24 protein-coding genes are annotated in these 22,580 nt (G+C 64.8%); 16 read left to right on the top strand and 8 right to left on the bottom strand.

Features of this window, described 5'->3' with window-relative positions; translation table 11 throughout:
* Window positions 1-10: 10 nt before the first annotated feature.
* Genes BT183_RS16345 through BT183_RS16335 form a run of 3 tightly spaced genes read right to left on the bottom strand, consistent with a single transcriptional unit; the run spans window position 11 to window position 1,841 of the window.
* Window positions 11-730: a lysophospholipid acyltransferase family protein gene (locus tag BT183_RS16345; RefSeq protein WP_072345502.1), complete on the bottom strand. Its 720-nt coding sequence runs from the start codon at window positions 728-730 to the stop codon at window positions 11-13.
* Window positions 727-993: a DUF4170 domain-containing protein gene (locus tag BT183_RS16340; protein ID WP_072345500.1), complete on the bottom strand. Its 267-nt coding sequence runs from the start codon at window positions 991-993 to the stop codon at window positions 727-729. The genes BT183_RS16345 and BT183_RS16340 overlap by 4 nt, the downstream gene beginning before the upstream one ends.
* Window positions 990-1,841, bottom strand: a complete 852-nt coding sequence (locus BT183_RS16335) for a 3'(2'),5'-bisphosphate nucleotidase CysQ (RefSeq protein WP_072345498.1) — start codon at window positions 1,839-1,841, stop codon at window positions 990-992. Before BT183_RS16335 ends, BT183_RS16340 begins: the two co-directional genes overlap by 4 nt.
* A gap of 293 nt (window positions 1,842-2,134) precedes the next feature.
* Between BT183_RS16335 and BT183_RS16330 the strand changes: the two genes are divergently transcribed.
* Complete coding sequence (locus BT183_RS16330) at window positions 2,135-2,665, top strand: DUF6101 family protein (RefSeq protein ID WP_072345496.1); 531 nt, start codon at window positions 2,135-2,137, stop codon at window positions 2,663-2,665.
* Between the two features lie 667 nt (window positions 2,666-3,332).
* Here BT183_RS16330 and BT183_RS16325 read toward each other — a convergent pair.
* From BT183_RS16325 to ubiA, 3 genes are all read right to left on the bottom strand, one after another.
* On the bottom strand, window positions 3,333-3,620 hold the full coding sequence (locus BT183_RS16325) for a GIY-YIG nuclease family protein (RefSeq protein WP_072346293.1): 288 nt from the start codon (window positions 3,618-3,620) through the stop codon (window positions 3,333-3,335).
* Between the two features lie 201 nt (window positions 3,621-3,821).
* Window positions 3,822-4,280, bottom strand: coding sequence for a hypothetical protein (locus tag BT183_RS16320; protein WP_072345494.1), 459 nt, complete (start codon window positions 4,278-4,280; stop codon window positions 3,822-3,824).
* Between the two features lie 10 nt (window positions 4,281-4,290).
* On the bottom strand, window positions 4,291-5,244 hold the full coding sequence (gene ubiA / locus BT183_RS16315) for a 4-hydroxybenzoate octaprenyltransferase (RefSeq protein WP_072345492.1): 954 nt from the start codon (window positions 5,242-5,244) through the stop codon (window positions 4,291-4,293).
* 62 nt (window positions 5,245-5,306) lie between these two features.
* Between ubiA and BT183_RS16310 the strand changes: the two genes are divergently transcribed.
* Complete coding sequence (locus BT183_RS16310) at window positions 5,307-6,059, top strand: 16S rRNA (uracil(1498)-N(3))-methyltransferase (protein WP_072345490.1); 753 nt, start codon at window positions 5,307-5,309, stop codon at window positions 6,057-6,059.
* A 68-nt stretch (window positions 6,060-6,127) separates the two neighbouring features.
* Window positions 6,128-7,498, top strand: coding sequence for a glutamate--cysteine ligase (locus tag BT183_RS16305; protein WP_072345488.1), 1,371 nt, complete (start codon window positions 6,128-6,130; stop codon window positions 7,496-7,498).
* A 7-nt stretch (window positions 7,499-7,505) separates the two neighbouring features.
* Here BT183_RS16305 and BT183_RS16300 read toward each other — a convergent pair whose 3' ends face one another.
* Window positions 7,506-8,402 carry a LysR family transcriptional regulator gene (locus tag BT183_RS16300; protein ID WP_072346291.1) on the bottom strand — a complete coding sequence of 299 codons (897 nt, stop codon included), beginning with the start codon at window positions 8,400-8,402 and terminating at the stop codon, window positions 7,506-7,508.
* 151 nt (window positions 8,403-8,553) lie between these two features.
* On the opposite strand from BT183_RS16300, the gene BT183_RS16295 reads away from it, so the two are divergent.
* The gene (locus BT183_RS16295) at window positions 8,554-8,835 is read left to right on the top strand and encodes a hypothetical protein (protein WP_072345486.1); all 282 of its coding nucleotides are present in this window, start codon (window positions 8,554-8,556) and stop codon (window positions 8,833-8,835) included.
* A gap of 163 nt (window positions 8,836-8,998) precedes the next feature.
* Here BT183_RS16295 and BT183_RS16290 read toward each other — a convergent pair whose 3' ends face one another.
* A complete protein-coding gene (locus tag BT183_RS16290) occupies window positions 8,999-9,499 on the bottom strand; it encodes an invasion associated locus B family protein (protein ID WP_072345484.1) in 501 nt (166 codons plus the stop codon).
* Window positions 9,500-9,821: 322 nt separating this feature from the next.
* Here BT183_RS16290 and coxB point away from each other — a divergent pair, with 322 nt between their 5' ends.
* From coxB to BT183_RS16235, 12 genes are all read left to right on the top strand, one after another.
* On the top strand, window positions 9,822-10,724 hold the full coding sequence (coxB, locus tag BT183_RS16285; protein ID WP_072345483.1) for a cytochrome c oxidase subunit II: 903 nt from the start codon (window positions 9,822-9,824) through the stop codon (window positions 10,722-10,724).
* Between the two features lie 51 nt (window positions 10,725-10,775).
* Entirely contained in the window at window positions 10,776-12,479 is a 1,704-nt protein-coding gene (gene ctaD / locus BT183_RS16280) for a cytochrome c oxidase subunit I (RefSeq protein ID WP_084603614.1), read from the top strand.
* A 22-nt stretch (window positions 12,480-12,501) separates the two neighbouring features.
* Entirely contained in the window at window positions 12,502-13,428 is a 927-nt protein-coding gene (locus BT183_RS16275) for a heme o synthase (protein ID WP_072345481.1), read from the top strand.
* A gap of 2 nt (window positions 13,429-13,430) precedes the next feature.
* Window positions 13,431-13,592, top strand: a complete 162-nt coding sequence (locus BT183_RS20835; RefSeq protein ID WP_177282596.1) for a hypothetical protein — start codon at window positions 13,431-13,433, stop codon at window positions 13,590-13,592.
* Window positions 13,593-13,599: 7 nt separating this feature from the next.
* Window positions 13,600-14,160, top strand: a complete 561-nt coding sequence (locus BT183_RS16270) for a cytochrome c oxidase assembly protein (protein ID WP_072345479.1) — start codon at window positions 13,600-13,602, stop codon at window positions 14,158-14,160.
* A gap of 1 nt (window position 14,161) precedes the next feature.
* The gene (locus BT183_RS16265) at window positions 14,162-14,998 is read left to right on the top strand and encodes a cytochrome c oxidase subunit 3 (RefSeq protein ID WP_072345477.1); all 837 of its coding nucleotides are present in this window, start codon (window positions 14,162-14,164) and stop codon (window positions 14,996-14,998) included.
* A 73-nt stretch (window positions 14,999-15,071) separates the two neighbouring features.
* Window positions 15,072-15,434 (top strand): DUF983 domain-containing protein, encoded by a 363-nt coding sequence (locus BT183_RS16260; protein ID WP_072346287.1) that lies wholly within the window; start codon window positions 15,072-15,074, stop codon window positions 15,432-15,434.
* A complete protein-coding gene (locus tag BT183_RS16255) occupies window positions 15,431-16,234 on the top strand; it encodes an SURF1 family protein (protein ID WP_072345475.1) in 804 nt (267 codons plus the stop codon). Before BT183_RS16260 ends, BT183_RS16255 begins: the two co-directional genes overlap by 4 nt.
* Window positions 16,235-16,302: 68 nt before the next feature.
* Complete coding sequence (gene thrC / locus BT183_RS16250) at window positions 16,303-17,709, top strand: threonine synthase (protein WP_072345473.1); 1,407 nt, start codon at window positions 16,303-16,305, stop codon at window positions 17,707-17,709.
* Window positions 17,706-18,968 (top strand): M16 family metallopeptidase, encoded by a 1,263-nt coding sequence (locus tag BT183_RS16245; RefSeq protein ID WP_072345471.1) that lies wholly within the window; start codon window positions 17,706-17,708, stop codon window positions 18,966-18,968. Before thrC ends, BT183_RS16245 begins: the two co-directional genes overlap by 4 nt.
* Before the next feature lie 10 nt (window positions 18,969-18,978).
* The gene (locus tag BT183_RS16240; RefSeq protein WP_342078973.1) at window positions 18,979-19,590 is read left to right on the top strand and encodes a GNAT family N-acetyltransferase; all 612 of its coding nucleotides are present in this window, start codon (window positions 18,979-18,981) and stop codon (window positions 19,588-19,590) included.
* Window positions 19,591-19,655: 65 nt separating this feature from the next.
* Window positions 19,656-22,544 carry an EAL domain-containing protein gene (locus tag BT183_RS16235; protein ID WP_244545362.1) on the top strand — a complete coding sequence of 963 codons (2,889 nt, stop codon included), beginning with the start codon at window positions 19,656-19,658 and terminating at the stop codon, window positions 22,542-22,544.
* Window positions 22,545-22,580 lie beyond the last annotated feature (36 nt).

Here is a 22,580-nt window from a genome sequence, read left to right as displayed (position 1 = left end):
GGCGAGGGGCTCACTGAGCCTTTCCGTCGGCGATGGCGAAGGCGCGCTCCAGCACCCGGTCGAGCGCCGCCTTGAGTTCGGCGGCATAGGCCTCGTCGGAAACCGCCTTGTCGCTCATCCAGATCGGGCCCTCGGCGACGAAGGCGATGGTGGAAAAGGGATAGTTCATCTGCATCCGGTCCCACACCCGGGTCAGGATCTTGCGGCGCGAACTGGCCGTGGCGATGGCAAACACCGGCCGGCCCGAGCGGCGGGCGAGCGCGATCATCCCCAGGCTGACATTGCGGCCGGGTATGGGCGGAATGTCGGCGGTGGCAAACAGCGTCGTGCCGTCCTTTAAGGCCTTGAGCATGCCGCGAAAGGCCGCGAGCCCGCCCGAGGCCTGGGCGCGCGCGTCGCTGGTTCCGGCTGCCTCGATGGTCCTGTACCCGAACGAGCGCGCCATCGCCGCCGCCATCTGACCGTCGGGATGGTTCGAGATCAGCAGCGCCAGGTTCGAGGTGTCGGGAATGCAGGCATAGGCGAGGTTGGATTGCCCGTGCCAGGAGACCGCGATCACCGGCCAGTCGGCCTGCGCCTTCTGCCAGCAATCGGGCGGATCGTAGACGACCCGGGAGGTCATCCGGATGAACCGCAGATAGCCCCCGATCAGCACGGCGCCAAAGAGCCAGCGGACGAAGGGATGATCCTTGAGCCCGCGGGCGTGAGGCGTCGTGGCAGGCGCGGTCACGCCTGATCGTCTTCGGGGTTCAGCAGGCGATGCAGGTGCACCACGAAATAGCGCATCTCGGCATTGTCGACCGTCATCTGCGCCTTCTGCTTCCACACGGCCTGGGCGGCGGCGTAGTTGGGATAGACGCCCACGAGATCGACCTGGGTGAGATCCTTGAACACGATCTCCTCGCCGGGCTGCACTTCGCCCCCGATCACCAGGTGCAGAAGCTGCTTGGACGGGGTGGACTTTGTCGCAGTGGTCTTTGGCGCAGTGGTCATGGCGAACCGTTCTCCAGGGTTGTGTCCTGCGCCGCCGGCGGACAGCCATAGACCCGGATCAGCGCCTCATGCAGATAGGCTTTTAGCCATGGGTGGCCGATGGCGGCAAGCGCCCCGTGGCGGATTTCGGGCCGGTTGAAGCGCAGGGCACCCATGCACACATCGTCAAAGGCGATGCCCGCCTCGGCCAGGATGATGGCCGCCCCCGCGATATCCCAATCCTGCGCGCCGCGCCGCGCCACCGCCGCATCGAGCTTGCCGGTGGCCACCTGCACAAGGCGATAGGCCAGCGAGGGATAGGCCGGCCCGCGCGCGTAATGGAGCCCGGCGGCCTGCAATTCCTGATGCACCGCGCCGGGCGCCGGGATCAGCGGGGCGGTGCGGCCCGGCACGCGCTGGGGCACGAGCGGGCGGCCGTTGAGGCGCGCACCATCGCCCTTGCTGGCCTCATACATCTCGTCGCGCGCCGGGGCGTAAACCACGCCGGCCACCGCCACGCCATCCTCGACCACGGCAAGCGAGACCGACCAGCTGTCCTCGCCTCTAATGAAGCCGCGCGTGCCATCGATGGGGTCGACCACGAAGACGCGGCGAAAGCCAAGCCGCCCCTCGGGGATGTCGGCGGTTTCTTCCGAGAGCCAGCCATAATCGGGGCGGGCGGCGCGCAGATTGGCGAACAGGAACTGGTCGAGCACGATATCGGCTTCGCTGACCGGGGAGGCATTGTCCTTGGTCCAGCTCTTGAGGTCGCGGCGGAAATAGCCCGATGCGATGATGCCGGCCGCCACCGCGCTCGAGCGCAGCAGTTCGAGGTCTTCGGCATGGCTGGTGGCTTGGGTGGGGGGCATCGGCATCCGCTGGTTTCCGAGGCTGGGTTCTAGCGCTTTCCGCGCGCAAGGAAAACCACCCTTCCACCATGTGCCAAAACCGCGCCCAGAACGCGCAAGTCTTAAAAACCGTAACGATTGGAAGCGCTTGGGTTAACCGATCGCTGCACCCGGTGACGAGCCGCTAACCCTGCACAAAACTACGTAAACTTAACTCAGTTTCTTAAGCCGGGTGGAAAGGCGGGGCGCTAGATTGAGCCTCACAAACAGGGCCGGAGCAACCAGGCCCCTGATGATTGACAGTGAGGCACGAAATGAATTCTGGCATCGGCATTGAGGGTTCGAGCGTCGTCATGCTGTTCGGGGCCGAAAGGCCTTCCCGCGCGGCCACGGCACTGCGCCGCTTCGGGGCAGCCAATGACAACGGCCCGCGCGACCCCTCGCGCACCGTGACGGTCAGGCGCACGCTCGAAAAGAGCGGCGTCGCGATCAAGATCAAGGTTCCCGTGGAGGAGTTCATCGGCGTCGCCGTCTCCACCCGCATCTCCGAAGAGGGCGAGCTCACCAGCGCCATCGAGCTGGTGCATGGCGATCCCGAGCTCAACTACAAGGTGTTCGAGGAGACCGGCAACGCCCACGTCGTGGCCGAATGGCAGAACTGGGGCAAGAAGCTGCGGCTGCCGCTCTACATCAAGAGCGGCGATGGCGCGCTCTTGCCCTACAGCCAGACCGTCGATGGCGTCATGGTGGGACAGACCACCGAGCGCCGCCGCCTTGCCGCCGAAGCCAGCCGCCGCCCCCGCTTTCTCAACCGCCGCAAGCCCGGCGCGGTGGAAACCAACTGAATCACCCCGTGTGGCGAAACCTTTTTCCGCCCACACCGTTATTGGATAAACCCGGCAACGATCCCATGCACGTTTGACCTGCCGGCGCCTCGCTCCCGTAACATCGGGACGGCAAGGCTCTGAACTCGCGACCTCCAAAGCGCTAAGGGCCGGCTTCCGCAAGGAACCGGCCCCATTCTTTTTACCCGGACGATGACGCAAGCGGCGGCCAAGAAACCCCGAGGTTTCTTACCTCTTCTTTGGGGGAGAGATCGGCCGAAGGCCTCTATGCCGTCCCTCCCGACACCCCCTTATGTCCTCCATCGCGCCACCCCTGCCGGGTCGTCCCTGCGAAAGCAGGGACCTCCGTTAACCGGACGCGCGTCACAAAAGAGGGTCCCTGCTTTCGCAGGGACGACTCCGGGAATGGATCTGGATCGAGTGCCCGAACCCCATCCTTCGAGACGCCCCTGCGGGCCTCCTCAGGATGAGGTTCACTTAAGCACGCCGCTGTCCCTTTCACCGAACATCCCAAGCCCAACCCCACCCCCGCAGTCCTCATCCTGAGGAGGGGCGAAGCCCCATCTCGAAGGATGAGGTTCGCACCCCAGCACCTCTCTCCCTGAGAACCTCATCCTGAGGAGCCCCGCAGGGGCGTCTCGAAGGACGAGGTTCGGGGGCCTCCTGCTCACCGCTTCTTCCGACTGGCCAATTCCGCCAAGTTCCCGACCTGTCCCGCGATCAACGCCTCCTTCTTGGCGCGGCTCCAGCCCTTGAGCTGCCGCTCGCGCTCGAACGCGACCATGAGAATGTTGGTGGCCTCGGCGTAAACCAGCTCCACCGGCAATCGACTTCGGGTATAGCCGTCGATCAACCCGCTATTGTGCTCTGCCACACGGTGCTCGATCAGCTTTCGGGTATTGCCCACATAATAGGAACCGTCGGCGCAGCGCAGCATATAGACCACTATTTCCACCGCGCCGCCCCCGTCCTTCGAGGCTTTGCTTGCGCAAAGCACCTCAGGATGAGGGCCCGAGGGGCCAGTGGCAATAGACCTGTTGAGTTAGCCGCCCCAAGATCCTCATCCTGAGGCTTCCAAGCGACCCGCACCCCCGCAGTCCTCATCCTGAGGAGGGGCGAAGCCCCGTCTCGAAGGACGAGGAGCACCACCAACATTTCACCCGCACCAGCTCATCAGTTCCCCGATCGCGTCGCGGGCGCCCTCGGCGGTGAAGGTGGTGTCCACCATGCCGGTCTGGATGCGGATGAGCTGCCAGGCGTCGCGCATCGCCACCACGGCATCGAGCAGGGCGGGTTCGTCGAGCCCGTCGACGCTCGTGATCTGGGCAATGGAGGCGCTCGACATCGGGGCTTGCATCGCCCCGTCGACGCTGACCACCACGGGCCCGGGCGCCATTGTGCCCATGGCCAGCGCGCCGGCCAGCGACAGGGTCACCCGGTCGGGCTCGTCGAGCCAGCAGAACAGCGACAGCTTGTAGATGCCCGAGACATCCACGCTCTGCGCCTCGGCCCATCGTCCGTCCCGTCCGCTGCCGGTTTCGAACACCCAGGGCGCGGCCAGCGCCGGGGCACTCGAAGCAAGGAGGGCGAGGGCGATGACGGCGAGGCGGGTCATGGACGGTCCTTCAGATCAGCCAGTCGAGCACGAGGGCGAGCGTCAGGGCGAGGCCGGCCCAGTGGTTTGCCTTGAAGCGGACAAGCGCATTCGTCCCATCGCTGGGCACCAGCGTCACCACCTGCCAGACGAGGATGGCGACGACCGCGCCCATGCCCAATACGAAGGGCAGGCCCGCCCCGACCATGAAGGCGGCGATCGCCCAGAGCAGCACCGCCCCGGCGTAGAACCCCGCCACGGCCGGGGTGGCGTTGGCGCCAAAGAGCCGGGCGGTGGACTTGACCCCCGCCAGCGCATCGTCTTCCACGTCCTGCAGGGCATAGATCGTGTCATAGCCGATGACCCAGAGGATCGAGCCGATATAGGCGAGCACGGCGGGTAGCGTCAGCCCGGCATCCTGCGAGGCCCAGCCCACCAGCGCGCCCCAGGAGAACGCAAAGCCGAGATAGAGCTGCGGCCACCAGGTGATGCGCTTCATGAACGGATAGATCGCCACGAGCCCCAGCGAGGCGATGCCCAGCCAGATGGTGAACATGTTGAACTGGATGAGGATCAGAAAGCCTGCCAGCGACTGCGCCAGCATGAACAGCAGCGCGTGCCAGGGCGTCACCTGTCCGGAGGGGATGGGGCGCGAGCGGGTGCGGGCGACGCGGGCATCGAAATCCCGATCCACGATATCGTTGAAGGTGCAGCCGGCTCCGCGCATCATGATGGCGCCCACAAGGCAGAGGACGAGCGCCACGACGTCGAAGCCGCGCTGCGGATTTGCGATGGCGGCGAGCCCGAGTCCGAAGCCGCAGGGCCAGAACAGGAGCCAGAAGCCGATCGGCCGGTCCCAGCGCGCCAGCCGCGCATAGGGCTTGAGCCAGTCCGGTGCGAAGCGGTCGACCCAGTTGCCGCGCTGCGCGTCGGCGACGGTTCCGGGCGGCAGGCCGCCGGTGGCATTGGGCGTAGGGCTTTGCATGCTGGCCTCCTTGGGCTATTGCCGCAAGCGGACTTATCCCGCCCTGTCACAAAGGTTGCAAGATGCCCCGCAGCCATGCGTCACTTCCGCGCCTCTATGTCGACTTCGATCTTGGCGAAGCCATGACGGCGACGCTCTCGCGCGAGCATGTCGTCTATCTGGTCACGGTGCTGCGACGGAAGGAAGGCGACGGCGTCATTCTCTTTAACGGCCGCGATGGCGCCTGGGCCTGTAGGCTCACCGATGTCAGCCGCAAGGCGGTGACGGTGGAGGCGGAAGCGCGCGTCGCCGATCAGACCCCGCCCTCCTATCTCTGGTTCGGCTTTGCCCCGCTCAAGGTCGGGCGGCTCGACTATCTGGTGCAGAAGGCGACCGAGATGGGTGCTGGCATCATCCAGCCGGTGATGACGCGTTTCGTGCAGGGCGGGCCGCCGAAACCGGACAAGCTTTTTGCCAATATCGTCGAGGCGGCCGAGCAGTGCGAGGTGCTCTCTGTGCCCCGACTCGAAAGTCACGTGTCTCTTGTCGATCTGGTGCGGGATTGGACAGGATTTCACGGTGATCGGTGTTTGCTGTTCTGCGATGAATCGGCGCTCTCGGGCAGCCCCGTGGGGGCATTGCAGGGGCTCGATCCGGACCGGCGCGTCGGCGTGCTCATTGGTCCCGAAGGCGGGTTTTCCGATGAGGAGCGCGCGCTGCTCCTGGCGCAACCCTTTGTTCTGCCGATAAGTTTAGGCCCACGTATCCTGCGCGCTGATACCGCCGGTGTGGCGGCGCTCGCAGTGGTGCAGGCAACCATCGGTGATTGGCGATAAAGCCCATTGCTTTACCGGCGCTTGCCGCTATTGTCCGCCGGCCTTTCCGCGCGAGTTAGGGAGCAGCCATGCCCGGCGCCAACGATCCGTCCCCCCTTGTCGGCTCCTTTGCCGACCTCGTCGCCGTGTTGGCGAAAGGCGAAAAGCCGCGTGAGGACTGGCGGATCGGCACCGAGCACGAAAAGCATGTCTTTCATAAAAACCCAGTCCGACCCGTGACTTATGAAGGTCCGAACGGGGTCCGCGCGCTGCTCGACGGCATTGAGCGGCGCACCGGCTGGGCCCCGTTCTACGATGGCCCGAACCCCATCGGCCTGCGCAACGACGCCGCGGCGGGCGGCATCTCGCTCGAGCCCGGCGGCCAGTTCGAACTCTCCGGCGCCCCCCAGCCCGACGTCCACGCCTCGGCCGCCGAACTCGCCGCCCACCTCGCCGATTGCCACGCCGTGGCGGGCCCGCTCGACATCCATTTCCTTGGTCTGGGCACCACGCCGCTCTGGTCGGTCAGCGAAATTCCTGCAATGCCCAAAAGCCGTTACGGCATTATGGCCCCCTATATGGAGAGGGTCGGCACGCTGGGCACATCCATGATGTTCCGCTCCGCCACCGTGCAGGCCAATCTCGATTTCTCCGATGAAGCCGACATGGTCAAGAAGCTGCGGGTATCGCTCGCGCTTCAGCCTGTGGCGACTGCGCTTTTTGCCAATTCGCCCTTCGTCGATGGCAGGCCGTCGGGCTTCCTCTCGTTCCGCTCGCATATCTGGCTCAATACCGACAAAGCCCGCACCGGCATGCTGCCCTTCGTCTTCAAAGACGGCTTCGGCTATGCCGACTATGTCGAGCATGCCCTTGATGTGCCGATGTATTTCGTCATCCGTGACAAGCGCTACATCAATGTCGCGGGCGAGAGCTTCCGCGCCTTCCTCAAGGGCGAACTGCCGCAACTGCCAGGCGAACGCCCGACCCTCAAGGATTGGGAAGATCACCTCTCGACCCTTTTCCCCGAAGTGCGGCTCAAGCAGTTCCTCGAGATGCGCGGCGCCGACATGGGCAGCGAAGCTGCCGTCAATGCGCTGACCGCCTTCTGGACCGGCCTCCTCTATGATGCCGACGCGCTCGACGCCGCCTGGCAATTGGTGAAGGACTGGACCGATGAGGAGCGTCAGGCGCTTCGCGACGATGTCCCCGCCCGCGCCATCCATGCCCCCTTCCGCTCGGGTACCGTCCGCGACATTGCCCGCGAGGCTGTCGCCATCGCCCATTCGGGGCTATCCGCCCGCAACCAACGCAACGGGGCGGGGGAGAGCGAGGCGATCTTCCTCCAGCCTCTAGACCAGATCGTCGAGACCGGCCGCACCGAAGCTGAGCGCTGGCTCGACCGCTATAACGGCCCGTGGGCGGGCGATCTCAGCCGCATCTTCGACGAAGCCGAGATGTAAAGGGACCTCACTCGGCCGCCTCCGCCCGCTGCACCAGCCTGTCCTCGCCCTCGAGATTGCCCATGCTGTCCACGATGTGGTTGGCGAGCGCATCATAAATGCCGCCATAGGCATGGCTCGCCCGCATCAGCGCGATCTGCGCATCGCGCAGCCGGGGCAGGGACTTGTCCTCCGAGATCACCCGCATGCCCGGCTGGATGGCGCTTTCGGGCAGAAAACTCACCGCAAGATCGGTGAGCACGGCGCTCGAAATGGCGATGGCGTTCGATGACGTATAGGCAATGCGATAGTCGCGCCCGATGCGGTTCAGCGCTTCGACGGCATTCTCCTTCCAGCAGCAATTGATGCCGCCCGCTATCGGAAGGGGGTCCTGGCTCAGCGCCTGCCCACCATGCGACGCCACCCAGAACATCCGTTCGGTGCGGAACAACTCGCCATATTCATGGCTCGTGCCCTGGCTGAACACGATGAGATCGTATTTGCCCGACTTCATGCCCTCGAGCAGTTCCTCGGAGGGCTGGCAGCGGACGTCGACCACGATACGCGGATGGGTGCGCTGGAAGCTCGAGAGAATGACGGGCAACAGCTTCACCGCATAATCGTCCGGCACCCCGAAGCGGATCGAGCCGGACAGATCGCCATCGGAAAACAGGTCCATGATCTCGGCATTGAGCCGCAGCATGCGGCGAGCCCGGGCATAAAGCGTCTCGCCATGATTGGTCAGATGCACGCCGCGCCCGTCGCGGGTCAGCAGCGGGTGGCCCAGCCGCTCCTCGAGCCGCTTGATCTGCATGGACACTGCCGATTGCGTCTTGTTCACCCGTCGCGCCGCCTCGGTGAAACTGCCGCAGTCGGCGATGGCGCAAAAGCTCTGGAGCTGGTCGAGATCGAGGGGCGCGGACATGCTCGTCTTCATCACGTTCGATGATGGGGTGGATGAAATCTATTTGTTAGACTGATGGCTGGCAAGCGCCTATCCCCATCGTCAGCAGCGTCGCGATGGCGCTGCGCCGGCCCGGTTCCTGCCGCGCCGTTTCCCTGATCGGAGCAGTTTCATGGCTTACTTGCTGTCAAGCGAGCGGCCTGCCGTGGCCGCCGCATCCCGGAATCCGCTTCTGGCGATCCTGCGCTGGGCCGCCAAACTGCGCGCCGAGCGCCATCAGCGCCTCGCCTTTCGAGAGATGCTGGAGTTCGACGAAGCGCGGCTCGAAGATCTGGGGCTGACCCGTAACGATGTTCTCGAAGCCATGGGCGCCAGTGCCCCGCAGGCCGGGCTGCACCTGCAGCGCCGCCGCGCGCTTCGCTCCGCCATTTGGCTGGGCCGCTCGTCCTTCTGAGGACGTTTGGGCGCAGTCAAATATCCGGCTGGCCTTTCTCCTTATGGAGGTCGGCCGTGTTTCCCGACCAAACTGCCGGACAAGTCGCGCCGCAAGGCGCGATGCGTCCGGCCTTTTTCGACGCTTTCCGTGGAGAGCGCTTAGCCCGTCAAGGCAGGGCCGGTCAGGGGAGGTTGGTGAAGCCGTCACCGAACCCGGTCAGCGAAACCGGGATGCCGATGCCTTCCTCGGGCGTCTTGAACACCACGAAGATCGCGCTCGTGCCCGTGGAGAGCTGGGCGATGAGTTCGTCATCGAGCAGCACCTCGGCGACGCAGCCATTGGGCAGGCAGCGCACGAACATCACCCGGCCGATATCTGTGCCATCGATATTGAGCCCCAGCCCATTGGGCAGGAGCACGCCGAGCGGCGCCAGAACGCGCAGGAGGCGGGCCTGGCCATCTGCGGTCTTGAGCACGATGACGCTGAGGCCCACATTGGCCTGGTCCTCGGCCGTGACGTTCTGGATCAGCGCGCACTGCTCGGCGCTGGCGCCGGGCGGGGTATCGCAGCTCATCTGCCAGTCGCCATACTGGGCGCGAACCACCCCCTGGGCCGAGGCCGAACCGACGGTGATGGCAGCCAGCGCGATCGCGGCGATGAGGAGGGCGAGGTGACGCGCCATGAAAACGCTCCGCTAGAGAATCGGGCAGGGGCCGCGGCTCACCCCTTGTGTCGATCAGCCATGTCCGGCTTGTCAATTGTCGCGGGCCCGCGCAGCCGCTGATGGGTATAAAGTGCGGCAGGGATGAGGCGCGTTGCGCCGCCGGGCGCAATTTGACGCACAACCGCGCCAAGGCTGTGAATTGCCTTGGCTGCCGCGATGTGATTAAGCATCGGGCAAATGCCTTGACGCTCCGGCCATGAGTCGAAGCGGCAGTTTTGCCGTCTTGATCGCGCCGCCGTCCGGGCCTAAGCCGGAAACACGGGAACTCTAGGGGAATTAAGTGACCGGAAAGCTCATTGCAGCGCTTGGCTCCGCCCTGTCAGCAACGCTTCTTGCAGGCGCCGCCTGGGCCCAGGAGCTCGGCCAGCCCCATCCCGGGCAGATCGGCCTGCAGACGTCCGTGACGCCGATCATGGATTCGATCGTCGCCTTTCATGACGGCATCCTTCTGTGGACCGCGGTGCTGATCACCCTGCTGGTGCTGGCGCTGCTCGTCATCGTGATGGTGCGGTTCAACGCCAAGTCCAATCCCAAGCCGTCGGCCACCACGCACAACACCCTGATCGAAGTGATCTGGACGGTTGCGCCCATTCTCGTGCTCGTGGTCATCGCCATCCCGTCTTTCGGAGTCTTGACTGACCAGATGACGGTTCCCGACGGCGAGCGCAAATATCTGGGCTCGAACATCTTTTCGTTCGGCGAAGTCGATGTTCCGGCCGCGTCGGTGACCATCAAGGCCACGGGCGCCAGCTGGTACTGGAGCTATGAATATGTCGATCAGGGCCTGACCTTCGACAGCAATATCCTGTCCGAGGAGGCTCGCCTCGCCGAAGCCAACCCGCAGCCCCGTCTGCTGGGCGTCAACAACATGATGGTTGTGCCGGTCAACACCACCGTGCGCCTGCAGGTGACATCGGCCGACGTGATCCACGCCTTTGCCATGCCGTCCTTCGGCATCAAGACCGACGCGGTGCCGGGCCGGCTCAACGAAACCTGGTTCAATGCCCGCGAGACTGGCGTGTTCTACGGCCAGTGCTCGGAGCTTTGCGGCAAGGATCACGCCTTCATGCCGATCGGCATCCGTGTCGTGACGCAGGAGCAGTATGACGCTTGGATCGCCGCGTTCGAGGCCTCCAGCGATGTTCGGGAAGCCAACGCCACGCTGGTTGCGCAGGCGAGCTGAGCCCGATTTAGAGACAACAGCGAAGACATATAAGTCGAAGGGAACGCTGCCATGGCCAATGTCGAGGCCCATCCACTTGAGACCCACCAGGGTCACGATCACGGCCATGCCGACCATGGGCACGCTATTCCCACGGGCTGGCGCCGCTACCTGTTCTCGACCAACCACAAGGACATCGGGGTCATGTACCTCGTGTTCTCGATCATCGCCGGCATCATCGGCGGAGCGCTCTCGGGCGTGATGCGCATGGAGCTGCAGGAGCCGGGCATCCAGATCTTCCACGGTCTGGCCGCCATGACCTATGGCCTCGAGGGCGATTCCGCGCTCGATGCCGGCAAGCAGATGTACAACGTGTTCACCACGGCCCATGCGCTGATCATGGTGTTCTTCGTGGTGATGCCCGCCACCATGGGCGGCTTTGCCAACTACTTCGCGCCCCTGATGATCGGCGCGCCGGACACCGCGTTCCCGCGCATCAACAACATCGCGTTCTGGCTGCTTCCCGCCGCCTTCGCGCTGCTGATGATGTCGCTGTTCTTCGAAGGCGCGCCGGGCATGATGGGCTTCGGCGGCGGCTGGACGATCTATCCCCCGCTCTCGACCTCCGGTCATCCCGGGCCGGCCATGGATTTCGCGATCCTCTCGCTCCACATCGCGGGTGCCTCGTCCATCCTGGGCGCCATCAACCTCATCACCACCATCTTCAACATGCGCGCCCCGGGCATGACGCTGCACAAGATGCCGCTCTTCCCGTGGTCGGTGCTGGTCACCGCGTTCCTTCTGCTGCTGGCCCTGCCGGTGCTGGCGGGCGCCATCACCATGCTGCTGACCGACCGCAATTTCGGCACGACCTTCTTTGCGCCTGAGGGTGGCGGCGACCCGGTGCTCTTCCAGCACCTGTTCTGGTTCTTCGGCCATCCCGAAGTGTACATCATGATCCTGCCGGGCTTTGGCGTGGTCAGCCACATCATCTCGACCTTCTCGCGCAAGCCGATCTTTGGTTATCTCGCGATGGTCTACGCCATGGTCGCCATCGGCGTGGTCGGGTTCGTGGTGTGGGCGCACCACATGTACACCACCGGCCTCAGCCTCGACGTGCAGCGCTATTTCGTGGCCGCCACTATGGTGATCGCGGTGCCGACGGGCGTGAAGATCTTCTCGTGGATCGCCACGATGTGGGGCGGTTCGATCACCTTCCGTCCGCCCATGCTCTGGGCCATCGGCTTCATCTTCCTGTTCACCGTCGGTGGTGTGACGGGCGTGATCCTCGCCAATGCCGGTGCCGACCGGGCCCTGCACGACACCTATTACGTGGTGGCTCACTTCCACTACGTGCTGAGCCTGGGCGCGGTGTTCTCCATCTTTGCCGCATGGTACTACTGGTACCCCAAGATGTTCGGCATCATGTACAACGAGGCGCTTGCCAACGCGCATTTCTGGATCACCTTCGTCGGCGTGAACCTGATCTTCTTCCCCCAGCACTTCCTCGGGCTGGCGGGCATGCCGCGCCGCTACATCGACTATCCCGATGCATTCGCGCTGTGGAACCGCGTCTCCTCGATCGGCTACTACATCACCTTTGTCGGCCTTCTGGTCTTCCTCTACGTCATCTTCGAATCCATGCGGAAGAAGCGTCAGGCTCCGGCCAATCCCTGGGGTGAGGGTGCGACGACGCTGGAATGGACCCTGTCCTCTCCCCCGCCGTTCCACCAGTTCGAGACCCTGCCGCGTATCGGCACCGAAAAGGCCCATTGAGGCAAAGGCGAAAGGCAAAGGCGTGGCGTATCTTGATGACAGCAGGGATATCGCGTCCGTAGCGACGTCGGGCCGGGTGGAGGATTACTTCTCCCTGCTCAAGCCGCGCGTGATGTCGCTGGTCATCTTCACCGCCTTTGTCGGCATGCTGCTGGCTCCGGGTGGCATCAATCCGGTGCTGGGCACCATTGCCATCCTCTGCATCGCTCTGGGCGCCGGCGGTTCGGCGGCGCTCAACATGTGGTATGATGCCGATATCGACCGCGTCATGAGCCGCACCCTCAACCGGCCCATTCCCTCGGGCCGGGTGGAGCCCAGCGAGGCGCTATCCTTCGGGCTCATCCTGTCGGTGCTGTCGGTCGTGACGCTCGGGCTGGCGACCAACTGGTTCGCGGCCGCATTCCTCGCCTTCACCATCTTCTTTTATGCCGTGGTCTACACCATGTGGCTCAAGCGCTCGACGCCGCAGAATATCGTGATCGGCGGGGCAGCCGGGGCGTTTCCGCCGATGGTCGGCTGGGCCGTGGTCACGGGCGGCGTCAGCATCGAAAGCACGCTGCTGTTCCTCATCATCTTCCTCTGGACGCCGCCGCATTTCTGGGCGCTGGCGCTCTACAAGCAGGGCGATTACGGCGCGGCCGGCGTTCCCATGCTGCCCAATGTCGCCGGTGAACGCGCGACGCGGCTGCAGATCCTGCTCTATTCCGTCGTTCTGGTGGCCACTACGCTCGTGCCCCCGATGATCGGGTTCGGCGGTTGGCTCTACACTGCCGTAGCCGCGGTCTCGGGTGCGTCGTTCCTCCTTCTCGCCTGGCGCCTCTATCGCGCGCCGGCTGAAGTCGAGATGAAGCGCATCGCACGCAAGCTCTTCACTTTCTCGCTCAGCTATCTGGCGCTGATCTTTCTGGCGCTGATCACCGATCACCTCTTATCGCTGGTAGGAGCATGAGCATGGCCGAACCCGTCACAGACCGTCGCCTGACCCCGGCAGAGCAGGCCTCGCGCCGTCGCCGCTCCATTGCGCTGGCGCTCGCACTCGTGGGCATGGTGGTGCTGTTCTACGTGCTGACCATCGCCAAGCTGGGGCCGTCGCTTTTCGACCGAGCATTGTGAGGCAGGCATGACTGATCAGGCTCTCCCAAACATCCCGGCCACCCGCAACAACCGGCGGGTCCTCGTCCTGCTGTTGGCGCTGGTCGCCAGCATGGTGGGCGTGGCCTATGCCGCCGTGCCGCTCTATCAGCTCTTCTGCCAGGTCACCGGACTCGGTGGCACCACGCAGGTCGCCGATGGCAACCCCAAGGGCGTCATCGCGCGCGAGATGACCGTGCGGTTCGATTCCAACGTCCATTCGGGTCTCGACTGGCAGGTGCGCCCGGCCGCCCGCATCACCGACCGCATCGGAACGGTGGAGACGGTGAACTATGTCGCGACCAATCTGTCGGACAAGACCGTCACCGGCACTGCCGTGTTCAATGTGACGCCGGAGAAATCCGGAATTTATTTCAACAAGATGGAATGCTTCTGCTTCACCGAGCAGACGCTCGGGCCCGGCGAGACCGTCGAGATGCCGATCACCTTCTTTGTTGATCCCGACCTTGCCAAGGACAGCGAACTCGACACGATCCGCGAGATCACGCTCTCCTATACCTTCTACCCCGCAGAGAATGAGGGACGCTGAAATGGCAGCGCATGCCAAGCCGAACCATGACTACCATCTCGTCGCTCCCAGCCCGTGGCCGGTAGTCGGCTCCGTCTCGGCCTTCGTGATGGCCGTCGGCGCGATCTTCTGGATGCGCGACTGGACGCCATGGCTGTTTTTCATCGGTCTGGCCGGCGTGCTCTACACCTTCTACGCCTGGTGGGCGGATGTGGTGAAGGAAAGCCTTGCGGGCGACCATTCCCGCGTCGTCCAGCTGCACCATCGCTATGGCATGATCCTCTTCATCGCCTCTGAGGTGATGTTCTTCGTGGCCTGGTTCTGGGCCTATTTCGATGCCTTCTTCCGCATCGGCGATCCCGAGCAGCCCGGCCGCGTCGAGGCCACCGGCGGTGTCTGGCCGCCGGCCGGCGTCGAAGTGTTCGACCCCTTCCACCTGCCGCTGTTCAATACGCTGATCCTTCTGACCTCGGGCACCACCGTGACCTGGGCGCACCACGCAATCCTGCATGGCGATCGCAAGGGTCTCAAGCAGGGCCTGGCGCTGACCGTCGCGCTCGGCGTGCTGTTCAGCTTCGTGCAGATCCTCGAATACACCCAGGCTGGTTTCAGCTTCTCGGGTAATATCTACGGCGCCACCTTCTTCATGGCGACGGGCTTCCACGGCTTCCATGTCTTCATCGGCACGCTGTTCCTGCTCGTTTGCCTCGTGCGGGCTCAGGCCGGGCACTTTACCCCGCAAAAGCATCTCGGCTTCGAGTTTGCCGCCTGGTACTGGCACTTCGTGGACGTGGTGTGGCTTTTCCTCTTCGCCTCGATCTATGTCTGGGGCAGCTGGGGCGTGCCGATCCATCATTGATGGATCGCGCTTCAACCGATCGACCTCAGGGGGCGCGGCCATGTGGTCGCGCCCGCTGCATTTGGAGGCCTGCATGACCGGCTCCGAGCCATCGCCCATCCTTGCCGGCTTGTCGTGCCGCTGCCCCCGCTGCGGCCAGGGCCGACTGTTTCGCGGCTATCTCAAGGTGGCGCCGCGCTGCGAGCGATGTGACCTCGACCTCGCCTTCGCCGATAGCGGCGACGGGCCGGCCATTTTCATCATCTTCATCGTGGGGTTCCTCGTCGTGGCCTTGGCAGCGATCACCAGCAGCCTCGTGTCGCTGCATCCACTGGTTCACCTGGCGATCTGGCTGCCCGTCACCCTGGCGCTCTGCCTGGCGCTGCTGCCGCCCTTCAAGGGCGTGATGATTGCGCTGCAATACAGGCACGGCGCCGAGGAAGGGCGGCCATTGTGAGCGGGGCGCGTGTCACCGGCCGAAGCCGGCTGCTGTTCTGGAGCTTCATCATCCTGATGCTCGGGCTGACCGGCCTGTTCGTCGCTTTGGGCAACTGGCAGATGCAGCGGCTTGCGGAAAAGGATGCCCTGATCGCCAGTGTCGCCGAGCGGGCCGAGCTTGCCCCCAGCCCCGTTCCCCATCCCTCGGAATGGGACGCGGTGGCGCCCGATTATTTCAACTATCGGCCCATCACGCTCACGGGCACCTATCGCCACGATCAGACGGTGCTGGTGTTCACCAGCCTGCCGACAGGCGAGGCGCGCTATGGCGGCCCTGGCTATTGGGTGATGACGCCGCTTCTGTCCGATCGGGGCGGCGTCGTTTTCGTCAATCGCGGTTTCGTCCCCGAACAGATGCGGGCGCAGTTCGCCGAGGGCGGCGCGGGGCCCGAGGGTATCGTGACGCTCACGGGGGTCGGGCGATCCTCGGAGGCGGCTTCGAGCTTCACCCCGGGGCCGGACCGGCAGCGTGGCATCGAATGGGTGCGCGACACCGGCCGTCTCCTCGCGATGACCGATCTCGACGGCGAGCCGGTCGCCAGTTTCTATCTCGATCTGCCGCCGGGCCCTCGCGGCGCCCTTCCGCAGGGCAGCGTTTCGGCACCGAGCTTTTCCAACAACCACCTGGGCTACGCCATCACCTGGTACGGCTTCGCCGCAATCACGCCCCTGCTGCTGCTGGGCTGGATCTGGCGACAGACGCGGCGCCCGGCAGGGGGAAGGCGGCCGCGAACGTCCTCCGGCGGATCGCCATCCTGACAAAACTTGCGATCGGGCCTCCTATTCACTAGGGTGCCGCCAATCCTGAGCGAGGGCGCTTCCCTTTCATGCAGTTCGTTTCTACGCGCGGTCGCGCGCCCGCTTTGTCCTTCTCCGATGCGGTTCTTGCTGGTCTGGCGTCCGATGGCGGGCTGTATGTACCGGTAAGCTGGCCGCGCATCTCGCCGGACGAGATTGCCGGATACGCCAATCGTCCCTATGCAGAAGTGGCGTTCGACATCATTCGCCGCTTTGCCGGCGCGGATATCGACGAAGCGACGTTGGGCGATATCGTCGAGGGCGCCTACAAGGGCTTCCGGCACGCCTCGGTTGCGCCCCTGGTCGAGATCGCGCCGGGTCATTTCGTGCTCGAGCTTTTCCATGGCCCCACCCTTGCCTTCAAGGATGTGGCCATGCAGTTTCTTGCCCGGACCATGGACCATGTGCTCGCCCGCCGCGGCACCCGCGCGACCATTGTCGGGGCAACCTCTGGCGACACGGGCTCTGCGGCGATCGAGGCGTTTCGCGGGCGCGAGACCACCGACATCTTCATCCTGCATCCGCGCGGCCGCACCTCCGAGGTGCAGCGCAAGCAGATGACGACGGTGCTGGACGACAACGTCCACAATATCGCGCTCGAAGGCGATTTCGATGACTGCCAGGACATCGTCAAGGCGATGTTCCGCAACGCGCCCTTCCGCGATGGCGTGAAGCTTTCGGGCGTCAACTCCATCAACTGGGGCCGCATCGTCGCCCAGATCGTCTATTATTTCACGGCCGCTGCCGCGCTGGGGTCGCCGCACCGGCAGGTGATCTTCTCCGTGCCGACCGGTAATTTCGGCGATATCTTCGCCGGCTACTGCGCCCTGCGCATGGGTCTGCCGATCCGACAGCTGGTGATCGCCACCAACAGCAACGATATCCTCAATCGTGCCCTGCGCACGGGCCGCTATGAGCGGGCCGGGGTGATGCCCACCATAAGCCCATCGATGGACATCCAGGTTTCATCGAATTTCGAGCGCCTTTTGTTCGAAGCGACGGGGCGCGATGCCGGTCTGGTCAACCAGATGATGGATTCGCTCGGCCAGTCGGGCGGCTTCACCATACCCAATCAGGCCCTCAAGCTGATCGCCAGCCAGTTCGACAGTGCCAGCGCCAGCGAAGCGGTGACCGCCCGCACCATGCAGGGTGTCTTCGCCGCGTCGGGCTATCTGCTCGATCCGCACACGGCGGTTGGGGTTGCCGCTGGCTCTCCGCTGGCCGGCGGGCGTGAACCGCTCGTGACCCTCGCGACCGCCCATCCGGCCAAATTCCCGGATGCGGTGCGCGAAGCGACCGGCATTGAACCCGGCCTGCCGGCATGGCTGGCCGATCTGATGCATCGCCCTGAGCGCATGAGCGTTCTGCCGGCGGATGCAGGCGAGGTGGAAGCGTTCATCAAGGCGCGCACCCGCGTTATGGAGGACCGCACGTGACGGTGAGGAGCACCACCCTCGACAACGGCATGACCGTTCTGACCGACGACATGCCGCATCTCGAAAGTGCGTCGCTCGGCATCTGGGTCAAGGCCGGTTCGCGCAGCGAGACCGAAGACGAGCATGGCATTTCGCACATGCTCGAGCACATGGCTTTCAAAGGCACCACCACGCGCAATGCGCTGGCGATCGCCGAAGCCATCGAGAATGTCGGTGGTGATCTCAATGCCGCGACGTCTGTGGAGCACACCGGCTATTTCGCCCGCGTGCTCAAGGAGGATGTCGGGCTTGCAGCCGAAATTCTGTCGGACATCCTGCAGAACTCGCTTTTTGATCGCGAGGAGCTCGAGCGCGAGCGCCAGGTGATCGTTCAGGAAATCGGCGCCGCGCGCGACAATCCCGACGACCACGTCTTCGATCTCTTCCAGTCGGCCGCCTATCCCGACCAGCCGATCGGTCGCACCATTCTGGGGACGACGGAATCGGTGCGCGCCATGACCCCGGACACGATCCGGGCCTATATGGATCGCAATTATGTCGGCGAGCGCATGGTGCTGTGCGCGGCCGGCAATGTCGATCACGACCGGCTGGTCGATATCGCGCAGGACCGGTTCCATACCTTGAAGCCATCCGGAGCGCCCGAGCCGGTCAAGGCCAGCTATGTGGGTGGCGAAGAGCGGCTGCTGTCCGATCACGAACAGGCGCACATCGTTCTGGGGCTCGAGGGCCGGGCCTATAATTCCGATGGTTTTTACGCCGCGCAGATCCTCGCCTCGATCCTGGGCGGGGGCATGAGCTCGCGGCTCTTCCAGGAAGTGCGCGAAAAGCGCGGCCTCTGCTACTCGGTCTATGCCTTCCACTGGGCTTTCGCCGACAGCGGCATTTTCGGGGTCGCCGCATCGACCGGCGAGGGCGAGGTGACCGAGCTTCTCCCCGTCGTGCTCGATGAGCTGCGCCGCGCCACCAAGACCATCTCCGACGAGGAAGTGATCCGGGTGCGCAACCAGATTCGGGCCGGGCTCCTGATGTCGCTCGAAAGCCCGTCCTCCCGCGCCGGCCAGCTCGCCCGCCAGCAGATCCTGTGGGGCCGGCCTATTCCGCTCCAGGAAACCGTCGATCGCATCAACCGCATCACCGCCGATCGGGTCAAGCAGGTCGCCAGCCAGATCTTCGATACCGATCGCGTTTCGCTGGCCGGCATCGGCCCCGTGGCCCGGCTGCCCGATTATCGGGCCATCGGCGCACAGCTCAAGAACTAGGCCCGGGGCGGTGCTGCTCTCCTGGCTCGCGCGCGAGGATCAGCCGGTTCTCGAGGGCAGGCGCGTGCGCCTGCGGGCCCCGCGGCTTGGCGATCATGGCCAATGGCAGGCGCTGCGCAGCGAAAGCCGCGATTTCCTGCGCCCGTTCGAGCCACGTTGGGGCGAGGCCGATCTGGCGCAACGGGTCTATGCCGCGCGCCTGCGACGGGCGCGCGAGGAGGCGCGTGCCGGCACCGATTACGGCTATTTCATCTTCATCATCGACGACAAGGGCGCCGAGCAGCTGGTGGGCGGGCTGACGCTTTCCAATATTCGGCGGAGGGCCGCGCAGTTCGTTACCCTCGGCTATTGGATGGGCGAGCGCTTTGCCGGCAAGGGCTTGATGACCGAGGCGGTCGCCACGGTGCTTCCCTTTGTCTTCGGGCCGCTCGATCTCCACCGCGTTCATGCCGCTTTCCTGCCCCACAACACCGCCAGCCGCAGGGTGCTCGAAAAGAACGGCTTCCGTGAGGAAGGCTTTGCCGAGAACTATCTGCAGATCGACGGCCGCTGGGCAGACCATGTCTTGTTCGGCTTGACGCGGGAGCGCTACATGACCCACACACTGGCCTTCCGCCGTTGACCGCTTGTGGCGCCAGCCGAAGCCCGGTACCTAGGTCTGCCGACCAACAACGCCCGAGGGCCGATTTGCCGCTGCTGCGCCTGATCCGCATATTCGCGATGTGTCTTGTGTTCGCGGTGATCGGGGCACTGCCTGTCTCGGCTTTCGAAGTCATCACCATTCCCGAAGACGTCAATGCGGTGAACCTCACCTCGGTGGTGGACGTCGAGCCGGGCGAGGGAGGACGCATCCAGCTCTCCACTGCGGCCGGCGAGGATGGCATCATCCGCCGCATCGAGGTGCTGGCCACACGCTCGGGCAGCAACCCCAATTGGGCGCTCTTTGCCCTGCGCAACGATTCCGACGTGCAGATGGAGCGGTTGCTCGTCGCGCCCTTCTTCCGCCTGCCCAATTCGGGTGTCTTCCGGCCCGACCTCGGCGCCGAACGCATCCGCACGCTCACCCCCAGTGCCGGTCTGCGCCCGGTGCGCCTCACCGACCGCGAGGCCGACGTTTTCGAGATCACGCTCGACCCGGGCGCGACGGTCACCTTCGTGGCCGAGCTGGCGAGCGGGCAATTGCCCGAGCTCTATCTCTGGAAGGCCGATTCTTACCGCGACTACGTCAACTCGTTCACCCTGTTCCGGGGCACGGTGCTCGGCATTTCGGGCCTCGCGGCGGTGTTCCTGACTATCATGTTCGTGGTCAAGGGGCGCGGGATCTTTCCGGCGACCGCAAGTTTTTCCTGGGCGGTGCTGGCCTATCTGCTCATCGATTTCGGCGTTTTGGGTCCGCTCCTGGGCATATCCAACGGCGCCATGCAGCCCTTCCGCGCGGCCGCGGAGGCGGCCATCGCCACCACGCTCTTTGCCTTCCTCTTCATCTATCTCAATCTGCACCGATGGCATCTGCGCTTCATCCATCTGGCTCTGGCGCTGGTCATCGTCTTCCTCGCGCTGTTCGGCTTTGCTTTCTTCCAGCCCGAAATCGCCTCGACGGTGGCGCGGCTGGTGCTGGCGCTGCTGGCCATCACCGGGCTCTTCCTCATCCTGCTGCTTGCGCTGCGCGGTTATGATCGCGCCGTGCTGCTGGTGCCGACCTGGATCATCTATATCGCGCTCATCATCTATGCCTGGATGGTGCTGACGGGGCAGGTGACCAACGACGTTGCCCAGCCCGCCGTGGCCGGTGGCCTCGTGCTGACCGTCATGCTCCTGGGGTTCACCTCGGTGCAGCACGCCTTTTCCGAAGGCCAGGTCTCGATCGGCACGCTGTCGGAAGTCGAGCGTCGGGCACTCGCGCTCACCGGGTCGGGTGATTTCGTCTTCGACTGGAACATCGAGCGCGATCGTGTCAGCGTTTCGGACGAGCTCTGCATCCGGCTCGGCGAAAAACGCGGCGCGCTGCGCGGATCGATCAAGCGCTGGCTCGACCGCGTCCACCCCGAGGATCGCGATCGCTTCCGCACCGCCTTCGACACGCTGGTCGAACTGCGCCGCGGCAAGGTCTCCGCCGATATCCGCCTCACCTCCCATGACGGCAATTTCCGCACCTTCCGCATGCGGGTGAAGCCCGTGCTGGGTGGCGATGGCCAGGTCAACCGCATCGTCGGCACGCTCCAGGATGTCAACGAGGACCGCGCCAGCCGCGAGCGCCTCCTGCACGATGCCGTGCATGACAGCCTCACCGGCCTGCCCAATAAGCAGCTCTTCCTTGATCGCCTCGAGCGCGCGCTGGTGCGGGCGCGCACGCCCAACGGCATCAAGCCGGCCGTCTTCCTCATCGATATCGATCGCTTCATGGAGATCGAGGAGCGCGTCGGCCACTCGGCCGCAGACTCGGTGCTCTTGGCCATTTCGCGCCGCATCGCCCGCGTTATGCGCCCGCTCGATACCGTGGCGCGCCTCAGCGGCGACCAGTTCGCCGTGATCCTCTCCTCGGAAGCCGCGGCCGGCAAGATAGCCGAAACCGCCGAGCAGATCCGCAAGGCGCTGAAATCGCCATTCAATTTCGGTGAGCGCGACCTGACCGTCACCTGCTCGATCGGCGTCACCATCTATGACGGCAACCCGGCCACCGCCGCCGACGTGCTGCGCGATTCCGAGCTGGCGATGTATTACGCCAAGCGGCTCGGGGGCGATCGCATCGAGGCCTATCGCGCCTCGGCCCGCTCGATCGCCGCCTATACCCGCGCCAGCGAGGAAGACCTCGATCGCGGTCTGCGCCATGGCGAGTTGCAGGTGCAGTTCCAGCCGATCATGGACATCCATTCGGGCGAGATCGCCGGGGTCGAGGCCCTGATGCGCTGGACCCATCCGCAGCGCGGCATCGTCCCGCCCGAGGAGTTCGTGGCGCTGGCCGAGCGGTCGGGCCTCATCGAGCGTCTGGGGCGTCTCGCCTTCGAGCAGGCCGCCGGGCAGATGCGCGACTGGCTCAACCAGCTCGCCGTGCCCGAGGATTTCTACGTCTCGGTCAATCTCTCGCCCAGCCAGCTGGCCACCGAGACGCTGCTCAACGACATGCGCGCGCTCGTCTCAGAGCACCGCAATGTCGCCCCGCACCTCAAGCTCGAGATCACCGAAAGCCAGGTGATGACCAATCCCGAGCACTCCGCCTATATGCTCGAGGCGCTGCGCGCCCTGGGCCTGGGGCTGGCGCTCGACGATTTCGGCACCGGCCATTCCTCGCTGAGTTATCTGCACCGCTTCCCCTTCGACACCATTAAGATCCCGGCCCCCTTCGTGCAGATGGGCGAGGATCGCGGCATGGCCCACACCCAGGTGCCCATCATCCGCTCCATCGTCGCGCTCGCGACCGAGCTCGACCTCGCGGTCATCGCCGAGGGCGTCGAGACCATGGACGAGATCGAGCGGCTCCAGCAGCTCAACTGCCAGTATGCCCAGGGCTTTGCCTTTGGCGCGGCGATGACGGGCCAGGAAATGACCAAGCGGCTGCAGGCGCAGTTCGGTCGCTGACGATCCTCGTGCTGCGCAGGACGGTCGGCTCCAGCG

The organism is Devosia enhydra, assembly GCF_900119845.1.
Classification (GTDB): domain Bacteria; phylum Pseudomonadota; class Alphaproteobacteria; order Rhizobiales; family Devosiaceae; genus FPKU01.
This window is presented reverse-complemented; position numbering and strand designations above follow the sequence as displayed.